Source organism: Tistlia sp., from assembly GCF_040905785.1.
Classification (GTDB): Bacteria; Pseudomonadota; Alphaproteobacteria; order Kiloniellales; family DSM-21159; genus Tistlia.
Window position 1 is genome coordinate 1 of the sequence record NZ_JBBDQW010000056.1, and the last position, 16,126, is coordinate 16,126.

At 71.5% G+C, this 16,126-nt stretch carries 13 protein-coding genes; 6 read left to right on the forward strand and 7 right to left on the reverse strand.

Going from position 1 to position 16,126, the window contains the following annotated elements:
• From WD341_RS13135 to WD341_RS13150, 4 genes are all read left to right on the forward strand, one after another.
• Positions 1–594 (forward strand): zinc-binding dehydrogenase (locus WD341_RS13135; protein WP_368425920.1); only part of this gene is annotated, 594 nt, incomplete at its 5' end.
• A 27-nt stretch (positions 595–621) separates the two neighbouring features.
• Positions 622–1,302, forward strand: a complete 681-nt coding sequence (locus WD341_RS13140; protein WP_368425921.1) for a glutathione S-transferase family protein — start codon at positions 622–624, stop codon at positions 1,300–1,302.
• 61 nt (positions 1,303–1,363) lie between these two features.
• Positions 1,364–3,259 (forward strand): MHYT domain-containing protein, encoded by a 1,896-nt coding sequence (locus WD341_RS13145; RefSeq protein ID WP_368425922.1) that lies wholly within the window; start codon positions 1,364–1,366, stop codon positions 3,257–3,259.
• Positions 3,260–3,324: 65 nt separating this feature from the next.
• Positions 3,325–4,179 carry an aldo/keto reductase gene (locus tag WD341_RS13150; RefSeq protein WP_368425923.1) on the forward strand — a complete coding sequence of 285 codons (855 nt, stop codon included), beginning with the start codon at positions 3,325–3,327 and terminating at the stop codon, positions 4,177–4,179.
• Positions 4,180–4,193: 14 nt separating this feature from the next.
• Here the strand turns inward: WD341_RS13150 and WD341_RS13155 are convergent, their stop codons facing one another.
• The 6 genes from WD341_RS13155 to WD341_RS13180 all read right to left on the reverse strand — a co-directional run bounded on the left by WD341_RS13155 (position 4,194) and on the right by WD341_RS13180 (position 9,888).
• The gene (locus tag WD341_RS13155; RefSeq protein WP_368425924.1) at positions 4,194–4,913 is read right to left on the reverse strand and encodes a haloacid dehalogenase type II; all 720 of its coding nucleotides are present in this window, start codon (positions 4,911–4,913) and stop codon (positions 4,194–4,196) included.
• A gap of 2 nt (positions 4,914–4,915) precedes the next feature.
• On the reverse strand, positions 4,916–6,139 hold the full coding sequence (locus tag WD341_RS13160) for an amidohydrolase family protein (RefSeq protein ID WP_368425925.1): 1,224 nt from the start codon (positions 6,137–6,139) through the stop codon (positions 4,916–4,918).
• Between the two features lie 108 nt (positions 6,140–6,247).
• The gene (locus WD341_RS13165; RefSeq protein ID WP_368425926.1) at positions 6,248–7,696 is read right to left on the reverse strand and encodes an amidase; all 1,449 of its coding nucleotides are present in this window, start codon (positions 7,694–7,696) and stop codon (positions 6,248–6,250) included.
• A 49-nt stretch (positions 7,697–7,745) separates the two neighbouring features.
• On the reverse strand, positions 7,746–8,573 hold the full coding sequence (locus tag WD341_RS13170; RefSeq protein WP_368425927.1) for a phosphate/phosphite/phosphonate ABC transporter substrate-binding protein: 828 nt from the start codon (positions 8,571–8,573) through the stop codon (positions 7,746–7,748).
• Positions 8,570–9,019, reverse strand: coding sequence for a GFA family protein (locus tag WD341_RS13175; protein ID WP_368425928.1), 450 nt, complete (start codon positions 9,017–9,019; stop codon positions 8,570–8,572). The genes WD341_RS13170 and WD341_RS13175 overlap by 4 nt, the downstream gene beginning before the upstream one ends.
• The gene (locus WD341_RS13180) at positions 9,016–9,888 is read right to left on the reverse strand and encodes a helix-turn-helix domain-containing protein (RefSeq protein ID WP_368425942.1); all 873 of its coding nucleotides are present in this window, start codon (positions 9,886–9,888) and stop codon (positions 9,016–9,018) included. Before WD341_RS13180 ends, WD341_RS13175 begins: the two co-directional genes overlap by 4 nt.
• Positions 9,889–9,999: 111 nt before the next feature.
• Here WD341_RS13180 and WD341_RS13185 point away from each other — a divergent pair, with 111 nt between their 5' ends.
• Both WD341_RS13185 and WD341_RS13190 read left to right on the forward strand, forming a co-directional pair.
• Positions 10,000–11,103: a fatty acid desaturase gene (locus WD341_RS13185; RefSeq protein WP_368425929.1), complete on the forward strand. Its 1,104-nt coding sequence runs from the start codon at positions 10,000–10,002 to the stop codon at positions 11,101–11,103.
• Between the two features lie 179 nt (positions 11,104–11,282).
• The gene (locus tag WD341_RS13190; protein ID WP_368425930.1) at positions 11,283–14,528 is read left to right on the forward strand and encodes a CARDB domain-containing protein; all 3,246 of its coding nucleotides are present in this window, start codon (positions 11,283–11,285) and stop codon (positions 14,526–14,528) included.
• A gap of 42 nt (positions 14,529–14,570) precedes the next feature.
• Here the strand turns inward: WD341_RS13190 and WD341_RS13195 are convergent, their stop codons facing one another.
• A complete protein-coding gene (locus WD341_RS13195) occupies positions 14,571–16,109 on the reverse strand; it encodes a trimethylamine methyltransferase family protein (protein ID WP_368425931.1) in 1,539 nt (512 codons plus the stop codon).
• Positions 16,110–16,126 lie beyond the last annotated feature (17 nt).

The window sequence follows — 16,126 nt, forward strand, 5'->3', positions numbered from 1 at the left end:
CCCATCGGCTGGCTGGCGTACAACACCGCGCGCTTCGAGGCCGGCGCCACCGCCGCGGTGATCGGGCTCGGCGGCGTCGGCCTGAACTCCCTGCTCGGCTGCCTGGTCGCCGGCGCGGCGCAGGTGGTCGCCGTCGACCTGGTGCCGGCCAAGCTCGAGCTCGCCCGCCAGCTCGGCGCCAGCGACACGGTCGACGCCTCGGCGCCCGACGCCGTCGAGCAGATCAAGGCGCTGACCGGCGGCGGCGTCGACTTCGCCTTCGAGATGGCCGGCTCGGTGCCGGCACTGGAGCTGGCCTACAAGGTCACCCGGCGCGGCGGCACGACCGTCACCGCCGGCCTCGCCAACCCCTCGAAGAGCCTGTCGATCCAGCAGGTCAGCCTGGTTGCCGAGGAGCGCACCCTGAAGGGCAGCTACATCGGCTCCTGCGTGCCGGTGCGCGACATACCGCGCTACATCGGCCTGTTCCGCGCCGGGCGCCTGCCGGTCGACCGGCTGGTCTCGGAGCGCATCGGCTTCGATGAGCTGAACGCCGCCTTCGACCGCCTGGCCGACGGCAAGTCGGTGCGCCAGGTGCTGGTCCCGGCGACCTGAGCCGCGCCTGCAGGAGATTCCTCCCCCATGGATTTCGAGGTCGACGAGACGGAGATGGCGGGCGAGCGGCCGGTCAAGCCGACCTACACTCTCTACTGGGCGCCGGGCACGGCCTCGCTGGCGCCCCTGGCGATCCTCGAGGAGGTCGGCGTGCCCTACGCGCTGGTCCGCATCGACACGCGTGCCGGCGAGCACCGCGGCGCCGCCTACAGGAAGGTCCATCCCTACGGCAAGGTGCCGGCGATGCTGCTTCCGGACGGCCGGCCGCTGTTCGAGTCGGCGGCGATCTGCCTGCACCTGGGCGAGGCCTACCCGCAGTGCGGCCTGGTGCCCGAGAGCCGCAACCACGACCGCGCTCGCCTGTACCAGTGGATGCTGTTCCTCGCCGGCACGCTCTACGCGAGCTATCACCGCTGGTACCACGCCGAGCAGTACATCGCCGGAGAGGCCGAGCAGGCGGCGCTGAAGGCGCGGACGGAAGAGATGCTGATCGAGCAGTGGGCCGTCGTCGAGGCCCAGTCGGCGCGGCGCGAATGGCTGGTGGGCAACCGCTTCAGCGTCGCCGACATCTACCTCGCGACGATCGCCGCCTGGCATCCCGACCAGGCCGACTTCGCGCGCCGCTTTCCCGAATCCCAGGCGATCGCAGAGGCCGTCGCGGAGCGGCCGGCCTGGCAGCGGGCCGCAGCGCTGCACGAGGCCAGCTGACCGTCCGCCGAGGCAGGGGATGCTAAAGGCGCGTTAACCCCGGCCGGGCCAGACTGGGGCGATGCTGGCCTTCGAGTCCCTCGTTCCCTTCTGCTTAACGACCTCCCACGACCGTGGGCTGGTCGTGCTCGCCGTCATGATCGCCGTGCTGGCCTCCTTCACCGCGCTGCAGGTCGCCCAGCAGGTCATCGGCAGCGACGGCTGGATCAAGGCGACCTGGCTGGGCGCGGCGGCGGCGGCCATCGGCGGCGGGATCTGGTCGATGCACTTCATCGCGATGCTCGCCTTCTCCCTGCCCGTCCACATCGCCTACGACCTGCCCGGGACGCTGATCTCGCTGGCCATCGCCGTGCTGGTCGCCGGCATCGGCCTCGCGATCAACGCGCGCCGCGAGGCCGGTACCGGAGCGCTGCTGTGCGGCGGCCTCGTCATGGGCCTCGGTGTCGGCGCCATGCATTACAGCGGGATGGCGGCGATGCGCATGGCGGCGCGGATCGTCTACGATCCCGCCATCTTCACCCTGTCGATCGCCATCGCCGTGGTCGCCGCGACCGCGGCGCTCTGGCTGGCTTTCCGGAGGCGAAGCCTGCGACTGACGCTCGTCGCCTCCCTGATCATGGGCGCCGCGATCTCGGGCATGCACTTCACCGGCATGTGGGCGGCCAGCTTCGTGCCGATGGCGACCGATGAACCGGTCGCCGGCCTGACCACGTCGCGCATCGGCCTGGCCGTGCTGATCGCCGTCGGGACTGCCCTGATACTGGGCATCGCCTTCGCCTCGGCACTCCTGCATCGCCGCTTCGACGCGATGAATCGCCGCGAGGCGCTGACGCTCAAGCACAGCGAGGAACGGCTGCGGGCACTGATCGAGAACGCCTCCGACCTGATCTTCCTGCTCGACCGCGAGGGGCGCATCGCCTACGCCGCCGCCGAGCGTCTCGGCCTCGACAGCCGGCACCTCAAGGGCCGGGAGTTCGGCTCGCTGTTCGACGCCGCCGATCGACCTGCCGTCGAGCACGCGCTGGCGGAGCTCGCAGCCGGCGATGGCGGGCGGGTCGCGGGAAGCGTCGGGCTGGCCGACGCTCAAGGTGCCCGGCGCGACATCGATTTCGTCGGCAGCGACCTGCGCGGCCATCCCGCGGTCGAGGGCTTCCTGTTCACGCTGACGGACGTCACGGAACGGGCCGAGGCGGCCCGCGCCCTGGAGCGGGCCCACGCGCTGTCCGAGCAGGCGAGCCGAGCCAAGTCGCAGTTCATCACCAACATGAGCCACGAGCTGCGCACCCCGCTCAACGCTGTGATCGGCTTCTCCGACATCCTGTCGAAAGAGACCTTCGGACCGCTCGGCAATGCGCGCTACCGGGACTACGCCCGGGACATCCACCGGAGCGGCGAGCATCTGCTGTCGGTGGTGAACGACATCCTGGACATCGGTCGCATCGAGGCCGGAGAGCTGGCCCTCCGGGAGGGTGAAACCACGCTCGCGGAGCTCGGCGAGTCCGTACGGTCGCTGGTGGCCGGGGCGGCTGAAGAGCGCGGTATCGCCGTCGCCGTAGCGCTGGACGACCACCCCGTCCTGCTCTGCGACCCGCCGAAGCTGCGCCAGATCCTGCTCAACCTGCTGAGCAACGCCGTCAAGTTCTCGCAGGAGGGCGGCAACGTCCTGCTGAGCGCCCGGCGCAGGCCCGACGGCGGCCTCGCCGTCACCGTCGCCGACCAGGGCATCGGCATCGCGAAGGCGGACCTGGCGCGTGTCGGACGGCCCTTCGTGCAGGTCGACGGCACGCTGTCCCGAAGCTACGAGGGTGCCGGCCTCGGACTTGCCATCGCCCGCGGCCTGGCCGCGCTGCACGGCGGTGCGCTGGAACTGGCCAGCGAGCCCGGCGTCGGAACGACCGCAACCCTGATCCTTCCACGCGACCGGCTCCGGGAAGAGGCGCCCTTCGCCGCACTCTAGACTTTCCCGGCAGCCGCCGAACGGGCAGCCTGACGGCCGGATCGACGGCAGCCGGGAGACGAGCGATGCGGCAGAGCGGGCGGAACGGCCGGACGGTGTCCCTGCCCTCGGGCGAGCAGGTGCCGGCGCTGGGACTCGGCAGCTGGCACATGGGCGACGACCCTGCGCGGCGCAGCGAGGAGATCGCGACCCTGCGCCTCGCCCTCGATCTCGGCGTCACCCTGATCGACACCGCCGAGATGTACGGCGAGGGGGCGGCCGAAGAGCTGATCGGCGAGGCGCTCGGCGACCGGCGCGACGAAGCCTTCCTGGTCAGCAAGGTCTACCCGCACAACGCCTCGCGCGACGGCGTGCCGGCGGCCTGCGAGCGCTCGCTGCGGCGCCTGCGCACCGACCGCCTCGACCTCTACCTGCTGCACTGGCCGGGCGGCGTGCCGCTGGAGGAGACGGTCGAGGCCTTCGAGGCGCTGCGCCGGGCGGGCAAGATCCGCCACTGGGGCGTCAGCAACTTCGATCTCGCCGAGATGGAGGCGCTCTGGGCGGTGCCCGGGGGCGAGGCGGCGGCCACCGACCAGATTCTCTACAACCTGGCGCGCCGCGGCCCGGAATGGGACCTGCTGCCGGGACTGGCGCGTCGGCGCGTGCCGGCGATGGCCTATTCGCCGCTCGAGCAGACGCGCCTGCTGCGCAAGCCGGCCCTCATGGACTTCGCCAGCCGCCACGGGATGACGCCGGCCCAGGCCGCCCTCGCCTGGCTGCTGGCCCGAAAGGACGTCATCTCGATCCCCAAGACGGCCAGCCGCGAGCGCCTGCGCGAGAACGTGGCGGCCCTGGAGCTTGCGCTCAGCGACGAGCAGCTCGCCGAGCTCGACCGCCTGTTCCCGCCGCCGACGCGGCCGAGCCCGCTTGCCATGCTCTGAGGGTCGCGGGAGCCTCAGCAGCCGAGGCGCTCGGCCAGCTTCTCCAGGCTATCGACAACGAGGTCCCAGTCGCCGCTCGGCGCCAGGTCGGCGGTTTCGCCCGGCGCCTTCTCCGCGGGCCGGCGCACGAAGGCGGTGCGCAGGCCGCAGGCGGCGGCGGCCGCCAGGTCGTCGTTGTGGGCCGCGACCATCAGGCAGCGCCCGGGCGCCCGGTCCAGCGCGGCGCAGGCGCCCAGATAGGCGGCCGGCTCCGGCTTGTAGTGCCCCACGACCTCGGCGCCGAGCACGACGTCCCACGGCAGGCCGCCGTGCCTGGCCATGTCGACGATCAGCGCGATGTTGCCGTTCGACTGGGCGGCCAGGATGTGGCGGCGCTTCAGCCGGGTCATGCCGGGCACCGAATCCGGCCAGGGATCGAGGCGGTGCCAGAACAGCGTGAGCTCGGCGCGCGCCGCGCCGTCCAGGCGATCGAGCCCGAAGTCCGGCAGGATCGCCTCGAGGTTCTCGCGGTGCAGGATGTCGAGCCGGACGAAGGGCCGCCGTCCCTCGCGCACCGCCGCCATGGCCGGCTGGTAGCGCGCGCGCCAGGCGTCGGCGAAGGCGGCCCAGTCGAGCGCCGGCAGTCCCTGCCGGCCGGCGAAGTCCCGGCCGAGCCGCTCGATCGAGCCGCGCCAGTCGACGACCGTGCCGAAGACGTCGAACAGCAGGGCCTCGACCTCCGGCGCGGCGGCCATCGCTATTCGGCCGCGCGCCGCAGGCCCGGCGCCGAATCGCGCCGGTCGGCGGCAAGGCGGCCGTTCTTGACGACCAGGGCGTGGTTGGCGGCGTCGGCGACCGCCTCGATGTCGGCCAGGGGATCGCCGTGGACGGCCAAGAGGTCGGCGAACTTGCCCTCGGCCAGGGTGCCGCGCTCCTCCTGGCGCATCAGCTCGGCGCCGTTGCGCGTCGCCATGGTGATGGCGTCCATCGGCGCCACCCCGACCTCGACCAGGAAGCGCAGCTCCTGGGCGTTCTCGCCGTGCCTGTTGAAAGGCGTGCCGGCGTCTGTGCCCATCGCCATCTTGCCGCCGGCGGCATAGAAGCGCTTCACCGACTCGACGTGGAACTCGCCGTACTTGCGCGACTTCTCGAGCGCGTAGGGCGGCACGAGGTGGGCGTTGCCCAGGATGTTGCGCAGGGCCGACAGGGTCGCCACCAGGTAGGTGCCGCGCTCCAGCATCTCCTCGATCGCCGGCTCGGTCAGGAAGAAGCCGTGCTCGATCGAATCGATGCCGGCGCGCACGGCGTTGAGGATGCCCTCCTCGCCCTGGGCGTGGCTGGCGCAGCTGCGCCGGAAGCGGTGGCCCTCGGCGACGCCGGCGGCCAGCTCCTCGGCCGAGTAGTGGGCGTCCTGCGGGTCGACGCCGGGCGTCATCACGCCACCGGTGGCCATGATCTTGATCAGGTCGCAGCCGGCGTGGACCTGCTCGCGCACCGCCTTGACGACCTCGTCGACGCCGTCGGCGATGCGGCCGCTGCGGTTGCCGTGGCCGCCGGTCATGCAGATCACCCGCCCCGAGGCCATGATGGTCGGGCCGAGCTGGATGCCGGCGTTGCAGGCGTCGCGCACGGCGAACTCGATGTAGTCCTTGCCGCCGCAGTCGCGGATCGCGGTGACGCCGCCGGCCAGGGTCGCCTGGGCGCGCTCCAGGCAGCGCATGGCCAGCTGGGCGGCGGAGAGCTTGCCCTGGGCGGTGCCGGGGTCGCCCTCGGCGCCGAGGCAGAGATGGGTGTGGCAGTCGATCAGGCCGGGCAGCAGCGTCATGCCGGTGGTGTCGATCCGCTCGCCGGCGAAGCCCTCGAACTCGGCGGTCGGCGCGAGGCGCGCGATGCGCTCGCCCTCGACCAGCAGCCCGTGGCCCTCCAGGGCCTGGCCCCTGCCGTCGATGATCGTGCCGCCGATGTAGAGTCTCTGGGCCATGGGGTGGCGCATCCTGTCTCGCTGAAAGGGAAGACGCCCAGGAGAGCAGGAAGGCGCCCAGGCGGCAAGGGGCGTCCGGACAGGGTCACCCCTGCGGCAGATGGAGGGTCAGCCCGCCGCCAGCGCCGCCAGGTCGGGCCGGGGAGCGGCGCAGCCGGGAATCCCGCGGAAGGCCTGCTCCAGCGCCGCCCCGATCGCCAGCAGGCGCCCTTCCTGGCGGCGCCGGCCGACGATCTGCAGGCCGAAGGGCAGGCCGTTCTCGTCGAGGCCGCAAGGCAGGCAGAGCACCGGGTGGCCGGTCAGCGACAGGCCGTAGGTGATGGCGACCCAGGCGATGTAGGTCGGCAGCTTGCGGCCGTCGATCTCCTCGGGATAGAGCCGGGTCTTGTCGAAGGGCTGGATCGAGGCGGTCGGCGCGATCAGCAGGTCGACCTCCTCCATGAAGCCGACGAAACGCCGGAACAGGCGGCTGTGCTCGGCCGTCGCCCAGCCGATCTCCTCGGCGGAGAGCTTCAGGCCGAGCTCGACGTTGGCCCGGACGTTCGGGCCCAGCGAGTCGGGGCGCGAGCGATAGGTCTTGGCGTAGGAGGCGACAAAGTTGAGGCCGCGCAGCGTCTCGAACAGGCGGTCGGCCTCGCCGAGCTCCGGGTCGCGGTCCTGGGCCTCGGCGAAGAGCCCGCCGATCGCCTGCCGGCGGTTGCGGAATAGGTCGCGCACCTGCTGCGAGACCGGGGCGAAGCCGAGGTCCTCGGAAAAGGCGACCTTGAGCCCGCCCGGATCGATCTCCGGCAGGTCGGTCAGGACCGCGGCGTCCTCGGGGCGCCCGGCATAGGGATCGCGCCCCTCGCCGGGGTTGCCCCGCAGCATCGCCGAGAGCAGCAGCGCGCAGTCGGCCACGGTGCGGCCGAGCGGTCCCTCGACCGAGAGCGGGGAGAAGGCGTTGACCCGGGTCTCGTCGGGCACCGTGCCGGGTGTCGGCCTCAGGCCGACGACGCCGCAGTAGGCGGCCGGCGTGCGCAGCGAGCCGCCGAGGTCGGAGCCGTTGCACAGCGGCAGCATCGAGGTCGCCAGCGCCACCGCCGAGCCGCCCGAGGAGCCGGCGCAGGTCAGCGCCGGGTCGTAGGGGTTGCCGGTCGTGCCGTAGACCTTGTTGGTGGTGTTGGCGCCGGCGCCGAACTCCGGCGTGTTGGTCTTGGCGAAGATGCTGGCGCCGGCGGCGCGCAGGCTGGCGACGACGCCGCAGTCGGCCTCGGGCACGAAGTCCGAATAGAGCAGCGAGCCGTAGGTCGTCTTCAGTCCCTTGGTCTCGTTGAGGTCCTTGATGCCGAGCGGCAGCCCGGCCAGCGGCCCCGGGTCCTCGCCCGCGGCGAAGGCGCGCTCGGCGGCCTCGGCGGCCCGCCGCGCCGCGGCCTCGTCGGTCGCGACCACGGCCTTCAGCGTGGGATCCACCGCCGCGATGCGCTCGAGGCAGGAGTCGAGCAGCTCGAGGGGCGAGGCCTCGCGGGCCCGCATCGTCCGGGCCAGCTCGACCGCCGTCAGATCGCAGAGCGCATCCATGTTGTCTTCCTTTCCTGCAGGTTCTGGCGGCGCCACGGGGCGATGCCCGTCACGCCAGCGCCAGATAGCCGAGCAGCTCCGCGGAGCGCTCCATGTCGTTGATGACGGCGTAGTCGGGCGCGCGGTCGAAGTCCATGCCGTCGAGCAGCAGCTCGGCCCGAACCTCGGTCAGCGCGCGGTCGGCCAGGGCGGCGGTCAGGCCGGCGCGCAGCGCGGCCAGCAGGCCGGGCTCGACGCCGTGGCGGGTGATGTAGGGCAGCGCCGGCGCCGCCGGCGTCTCGAAGCGCGCCTCCAGGCCCTCGATCGCGCCCGGGTCGACCCGGCGCAGCAGTTCCAGGGTGACGCAGTCGATCGCCGCCAGGTCGGCGCGGCCCTCCCGGATCAGCGCCAGCGACCCGCGGTGCGAGCCCGAGGTCAGGACCTGGGCGAAGAAGCGCCCCGCCCGGGCGTGGGGCGCGACCAGCGCGCGCAGCGCGTTCATGCCCGACTGGGAGTCCCAGCTGTTGATCGCCGCGCGCCGGCCGTGGAGGTCCGCCGGCGTCCCGGCGGGGTCCTCGGCGCGCAGCACGACGAAGCTGCGGTAGTCGCTGCCCGCGCAGCCGGGCGCCCTGTAGCGCGGCGTGCCGAGATAGGCGACCGAGCCGGCTAGGCCATGGGTCAGCGGGTAGCCGCAGGTCTGGCCGATCACCAGCCGCGGCTCGGCGAGCAGCGGCGTCGCCTCGCCCTCGGGACGGGTCAGCGTCTCCGGCACGTCGCGCAGGCCGACGGCGGTCAGGTGGCCAGCGAGGCCGCGCCACCAGGCGTCGGTGGCCTGCCGCAGCTCCGGCAGGTCGTACATCGGCAGGCAGGCGAAGAAACGGGGGGCGGGGGTCGTCACGCCTGGCGTGTCCCGGAGTCGCCGTCCAGCTTGCCGCCGTCGTCCTCGGGGAAGCTCGGCAGCCCGTCCTCGAGACCGTAGTAGTCGCCCTTGTAGGCGGTGAAGATGTGCCCCGCGAGCCGGGTGCCGGTGGGCTGCTCCAGGTTGCCGGCGGCGACCGACAGGCGGCCGCTGCCGTCGCGCTTCCAGAAGAGGTTGGAGCCGCAGGCGCCGCAGAAGCCGCGCTCCGCCTGCTCGGAGGAGCGGAACCAGCGCAGCCCCTGCTGCTCGGTCAGCACCAGGGCCTCGAGCGGCACCGCGGTGAAGACGGCGTGATGGCCGCTGGTCTTGCGGCACTGGGCGCAGTGGCAGGCGACCGCCGGGCGCAGCGGCGCCGTCAGCTCGAAGCGGACCGCACCGCACAGGCAGCTGCCGGCGGAGCGGGGTGTGCGCGACCCGCCGGTCATCGCCCGCGCCCCTTGGTCGGCGTCAGGTGCTTGTTCATCAAGGCCTCCAGGAATGCGATGACGTCGGGCGGCTGGACCGTGGCGGCGCGCACCAGGTCGTCGAAGTGCCGGGTCAGGACCCGGATCTGGTCGGTGCCGTTGAACACGAAGAACATGTTGCCGAGGTAGAGCGCCGCGCGCTGCGGCCCGAACACGGTGAGTGGCGAAGCGTAGCGCCTCAGGCCGTCGTAGAGGAACCACCGGAAGGTCGGGTAGAGCTCGTCGAGCAGCGCGATCATCTGCTCGATCTGCCGCCGCCGCGCCGGCGCCGGCAGGTCGCGCCAGATCGACTCGCCCTTGGCGAAGCCCTCGACCGACTGCCAGGAGGAGCAGACCTCCATCTCGGTCTCGGGCTTGCGGCTGTAGGCCAGGCGCGCCTCGGCCCGCTCGAGCTGGCTCTTCGGCACGCGCTCGCCGTAGTCGCGGTATTCGTGGGCGATGACCTCGCCGGTCTTCATCAGGTCCGGCAGAGTCGTCGGCACATAGCGGATCTTGTAGCCGGCCGCCTCGGCGTGCCAGCGGCTCATGGTCTCGTCGAGCTTGCCGGCCGAGCCGGCCTCGATCTCCATGGCGTTGTCGACGAAGTCGGCGCCGCGCGCCTCCTCCTGCGAAAGGCCGAGCAGCCAGTCGACGCTGACCTTCCCCTCGCGGGCGATCGCCACGATCGTCTCGGCGCGCGCCAGCCGCTCGTTGTCCGAGGAGAGCAGCTGCGACAACGTCGAGCGGTCGAGACCGATCTGCTGGGCGAAGGCCGAGCGCGAGACACCCTGCCGCTCGATCACCTTGAGCAGGCGCTCGCGGAACAGCCCGACGACCTCGTCACGCTCCACAGGCAACACGGCGCGCCTTGCGCCGATCCCCGGTCTGTTGTATAAAATCACCGTTGTTGCGGTTTATCACCGTAGTGTCCAATTCCCAACATTCTGCAACTTTTGGTTTCCATGCTCCCCAGAACGACCGCAGACCATCCAACGCCGCCTGCCTCGGGAAACGCCGGAGCCGGCGAGTTTGTCACGAGCGTCGGCGCCGCGTCCACGCGCGGCCACCCCTCGCCCTCGCTCGGTTCGTCGCCCTCGGCGTACCGGCCGGTCGCCGCCGTCGAATGGCAGACCCTGGCCGTCGCCGGCGCGATCTATCTCGGATTCGGCCTCGCCACCTGGTTCCACGAGGCCCTGCCCGCTTGGCTGCTGCTGCCGCTCGGCGCCTACCTGGTGGCCTGGCAGTCGTCGCTCCAGCACGAGGTCGTCCACGGCCACCCGACGCGCCTGCCCTGGCTGAACCGCCTGCTGGTGCTGCCGAGCCTCTGGCTCTGGCTGCCCTACGAGCGCTACCGCGACGGCCACCTGCAGCATCACCGCGACGAGCAGCTGACCGACCCGCTGCTCGACCCGGAGAGCTACTACGTCGCGCCCGAGCGCTGGCGCGCGCTGCCGGCGCCGCTGCGCGGGCTCTACCGCCTGCGCAACTGCCTACTCGGCCGCCTGCTGCTCGGTCCGCTCTTCGCGCTCTGGCGCTTCTACCGCGGCGAGCTCGCGCTCTGGGCGCGCGGCCGCTTCGACCTCTCGGTCTGGCTGCTCCACGCCCTCGGCGTCGGGCTGGTGCTGACCTGGGCGATGGCGGTCTGCGGCATGACCTTCGGCGGCTACCTGCTGTTCTTCGCCCTGCCCGGCCTCGGCCTGTCGCTGGTTCGCTCCTTCCTGGAGCACCGGGCGGTGCCCGAGGTTGGCGAGCGCACGGCCGTGGTCGAGGCCGCCTGGCCCTGGGCGCTGCTGTTCCTCAACAACAACCTGCACGCCGTCCATCACGCCCGCCCCGGCCTGCCCTGGTACCGCCTGCCCGCCGCCTACGAGGCCGAGCGCGCGCGCTGGCTCGCCGGCAACGGCGGCTACCTCTTCAAGGGCTACGGCGAGGTCTTCGCGCGCTTCCTGCTGCGCCAGAAGGAGCGGCCCCTGCACCCCGGCGGCCTGATCGTCTCGCCGCTGGCCCAGCGCCCGCCGGCTGTCGTCCGCAGCCAGGATCCGCTGAAAGCCCCGACTTCCTATTAGCAGACCAGTCAGGGGGGCTTCTCCCTGGCGCTCATCGAGGCAGCGCATCGACTGTCGGCCCTCTGGCCGGCCCTCATTCTTGCAGCGAGATCACGTTTCGTGCTACCGTAGGTTCTCTTCCGGCAGGCAGCGTCTCCGCGATCGCGATGCGACCGCGGCCAGCGGAAGGACAACCTGTCATGGATCAACGCCGTCGGACTACGCCACGCGCCCGACTCCACACGGCGTTCGGCATCGCGACCTCTGCCCTCCTCGCCCTCGCGCCGACCCAAGAGGGGTGGGCACAGATCGGGGTTGGCGCTCCCTTCGAATGCCTGCTTGGCGACTGTGACGCCAACACCTCGGACGAAGGCGGAGACCACCACAACGTCGACCTGGCCCAGCACCTCGCCGAAGCCCGCGCCCAGGGCAACGGCGCGGCGAATCGCACGGCGTTCGCAGAGGTCGGACTTCGCTTCAGGCCGTGCTTCACCGGCCCCACCACGATCCGCATCGAGGACATCGATATCGTCGGCCAGCTTCGCGGTTTCGGCGGCGGGCCGGTAATCCGCGGCGAGGTGGAGGTACGCGCCATCCTGCGCGACGTGACCGACGATCTTGAGCTGTCCAACGAGGTCGTCTTCGAACGGGTCGAGGAAGGCACCGTCGGCACGACCGTTATCCGGAACATCGAACGGAACGAGCAGGCGGAGATCGCCGCGAACCTCGTGGCCGACCATACCTACGACGCCGTCGTGCGGGTGCGCGCGCGCAAGTTCGGGCTGGGCGGCCGTTCGAACTTCCAGACCGGCGACCGCGGGGTCTCCTTCAATGCGATCAAGGTGCGGCCGGAGTTCGAGGATACCGACGGCGATGGCCTGTTCGACCAGTGGGAGATCTCCGGGATCGACGTCGACTGCGACGGCACGGTCGAGGTCGACCTGCCGGCCATGGGTGCCAGCCCGACCGTCAAGGACGTGTTCGTCGAGCTCGACTGGATGACCGGATCGGAGCCGACGCAAGCCGCACTGGCGGCTGTGGTCGCCGCCTTCGACCAGGCGCCGCCCGGCGCGGGTGGAGTGATCACGGCGAACCAGGGAATCCGGCTCTGGTTCGACACCGGCAACCTGACGGACCCGACGGCATCGGAGGACGGCGCCGGTCCGAACACCTGCAGCGACGGCATCGACAACTCGCCCGGAGGCGCCGAAGGGCTGGCCGACCAGTCGGACCCGGACTGCCTGGTCGGCGCGCTGGCCTTCTCGACCCTTCAGGGCGGCGGCGGGTTGGGCGGCGGCAACGGCTTCGCCATCGGCGGGATCCCCAGCCTTGACGCCGACAGCGACGACGATGGCATCAACGATTTCCAGGAGGCCAAGTTCGATCCCGCCCGCGGGAATTTCGACCCCGACCGGCTACTCGCCTTCCGCTACGGAATCAGCGGCGTCGCCGGCGGCGCGCCCCCGCAGTTCGGCGGTCAGGCGCGGGGCAACGACTTCCTTCTGCTGGGCCAGAGTGCCGGCCTGCTGATGCACGAGCTCGGCCACACGCTCGGCCTCGGCCATGGCGGGCCGGAGGACGGCAACAACTGCAAGCCGAACTACGTCAGCGTGATGAACTACCGGTACCAAGGCGGGATCACCGTCGCGGGCGGGATCGGCGCGGGCCAGGATATCGACGGCGACGGCGCCGGCGACGGCATGATCCTCGACTACTCGCCGCCGCGTTTCGCCAACGGGCGCGGCTTCGCGCCGCTCGCCACGCTCGACGAGACCGCCTGGGACGAGACGGTGGTCCTCGACGCCTCCGACAGCTCGAACTTCTTCGCCTGGGCGGATCCCAGCAGGCAACTGGTGGCTTCGCTCCTCAACGCCCTGCCGGACTGGAACAACGACGGCGACACAGTCGATCAGGCGCCGCCCCCCATCGACTTCAACACCTCGTTCTGGAACCCGGCGGCCGATGAGGGCGGCGGCGCCGGCTCGTGCGGCGACGGCATCGACAACAACGGCGACGGCAATGTCGACGCTGCGGATCCCGTCTGCAACGGCAACGTTCGCTGCGGCCTGCCGGCCAACGCCTCGAACACCCTTCACGCGGGCGCCGACGACTGGAGCAACCTGGCTTTCGATCCGCGCCGCTTCGCCGACACCGACGAGGGCGATATCCCCGCCTGGCTGGACGAGCCGACGGAAGAGGAGATCGAGTTCGTCGCGCAGGCGCTGCAGACGACGGACCTCGTGGTATCCCAGAAGATCGCCGACCCGGATCCCGTCGCTGCCGGCCAGCCGATCGTCTACACCACGACGGTGGAGAACCGCGGCCCGAACCCCGCCAGCCAGGTCGTGCTCGTCGATCATCTGCCCGACGAGCTGGTCTTCGTCGAAGGGGAGCCTTCCTGCACGGCGAGCGGCGCGACGGTGGAATGCGCCCTCGGCTATCTCGCGGCGGGCGAGAGCCGCGAGGTCAGGATCGTGGCGCGCGTGCGCCTCGACCTCGCCTGCGCCCCGGACAGCCAGTTCGTCGCGCTCGGCAACAGCGCCGAGGCGCGCAACGAGCTCGGTCCTGATCTCGAGCCGGGCGACAACTCGACGCGCGTCGTCTCCCAAGGCCTCTGCGCGACCTACGAGTACGCGGCGAAGTTCGTCTGCGGCACCCAGGGCAGCCCGGAGGATCCAAGGCTCGCCCGCGGCCGCTACGCCACCACCGTGAACGTCCACAATCCGCATGACGAGGACGTCTACTTCTTCAAGAAGCTGGCCCTGACCTTCCCGCCCGAGCGACAGGAACCGGGCAGGGTGCGCCCGATCGGGATCGACAGGCTCGCCTACGACGAAGCCCTGAAAGCGGATTGTGCCGAGGCGCGCGACCTGATCGGCGAAGACGGGCCTGGCTACGTCGAGGGCTATCTCGTCGTTCAGAGCCCGCGCAGCCTCGACGTCGACGCCGTCTACACGGCGGAATCGCAGGAGCGAGAGGGCGCGCCGCCGACGATCAGCATCGACGTCGAGGCCGTCGACGAGCGGCAGCGACGCCGCGGCCCGCGGCCGGACTTGGTCGTCGAGCCCGCCCTGCCCGAGCCGCCGTTCGACGAGCGCTTCGGCTTCCAGCTTCCCGAGGGCGTTCCCGGCGCGCTGTTCTGCGGCGACAACGGCCCGCAAGGCGGACCGGCACGCACCGTGGAGGCCGTGGTCCGCAACATCGGCGCGGGCGACGCAGGTCCCTCCGAGCTGCGCCTCGACTTCGGCGACGGCTCCTCGGCGAGCGCGCCCGTGGGCGCCTTGCCTGCCGGCGACAGCGCGACCGTCAGCGCCGATATCCCCGGCAGCTGCTACGCGACGGGCTCCTGCCTGTTCGACCTGACGGCCGACGGAGCGGCAACGGTCGCGGAGACCGACGAGACGAACAACGAGGCGAGCGGCTTGTGTCTGCGTCCCGCCGGGTAGCGGAGGCTTCCTTCACCTGCCCACCGCTCCTGGCGACGCTCGTCAGGCCGCCAGCGCGCCGCCTTCGCGGCGGCGGCGCTCGACGAAGGCGTCGAGCTCCTCCTTGATCGCCGGGTCGAGCGGCGGCGGCTCGTACTCGGCGAGCAGGCGCTTGTAGAGCTTGTGCGCGCGCAGCGTCGCGTCCTCCGAGCCGGCCTCTTCCCAGGATTCGAAGTTGCGCCAATCCGAGAGCACCGGCGCGTAGAAGGCCGTCTCGTAGCGGTCCAGGGTGTGCTGGGTGCCGAAGAAGTGGCCGCCGGGCCCGACGTCGGCCATGGCGGCGAAGGCGAGGCTGTCCTCGTCGACGACGATCGGCTCGAAGAAGGACTCCATCATCTGCAGGAGCTCGCAGTCGAGCACGAACTTCTCGAAGGAGGCGGTCAGCCCGCCCTCGAGCCAGCCGGCGCCGTGCATCATCAGGTTGACGTGGCCGAGGCTCGCTGCCCAGATCGACATCTCGCTCTCGTAGGCGGCTTGGGCGTCGACGCAGTTCGAGGCGTTGACGTTCGAGGAGCGGTAGGGGATCCGGTAGCGCCGCGCCAGCTGGCCGCCGGCCAGCGCCGCCTTGGCGTACTCCGGCGTGCCGAAGGCCGGGGCGCCGGACTTCATATCGACGTTCGAGGTGAAGCCGCCATAGAAGCAGGGCGTGCCGGGGCTGACGGTCTGCAGGAAAGCGATGGTCGCCAGGGCCTCGGCGTTCTGCTGGACCAGGGCGCCGGCGATGGTCGCCGGGGCCATGGCGCCCGACAGGGTGAAGGGCGTCACGGCGATCGGCTGGTTGCGCCGCGCCATCTCGATGCAGCCCTCGATCATCGGGGTGTCCAGACGAAGCGGCGAGGAGGTGTTGACGACGCTGAACAGGCTCGGCTCGCGCAGCAGCTGCTCCTCGGAAATGCCGCGCGCGATGCGCGCGATCTCGATGCCGTCGAGGATACGGGTGCGGCCCAGCGAGTAGGCGTGGAAGTGCTTGTCGGTCAGGACCGCCGCCGAGCGCAGGCAGTCGAGGTGCCGCGTCTCGGGCGGCAGGTCGACCGGCTCGACCGGGTAGCCGGCGAGCACGTGGACGCAGTTGAAGATCTGCGTGAGGCGCAGCAGGTCCTCGTAGTCCTTGTTGTTGCCGTCGCGCCGCCCGCCCTCGATGTCGCTGACGTTGGGCGCGCTGCCGACCGAGCAGATCGCCATGCGGTTGCCGCCGACCGGGACGTGGTGCGCCGGGTTGCGCGCGTGCAGCACGAACTCGGCGGGCGCCTTCGCCACCGCTTCCTCGATGAAGCCGCGGTCGAAGCGGATGCGGTTGCTGCCCGGGGTCACCTCGACCCCGGCTCCGCGCAGGATCTCGTGGGCCTCGTCATGGAGGAAGTCCATGCCGATCTTCTCGAGCACCTCCAGGGAGGCCAGGTGGATCGCCTCGAGCTGGTCGGCGGAGAGCACCTCGAGGGGCGCGTAGGGGTTGCTCGGCGGCGCCCAGGGCATCTGGGAGAAGGCGCCGATCGAGCGGCGCTCGCGCCCGCTGCCGCGCCGGCGACTGGAAGAACGCTCCATCGGCAACTCCGATCAAG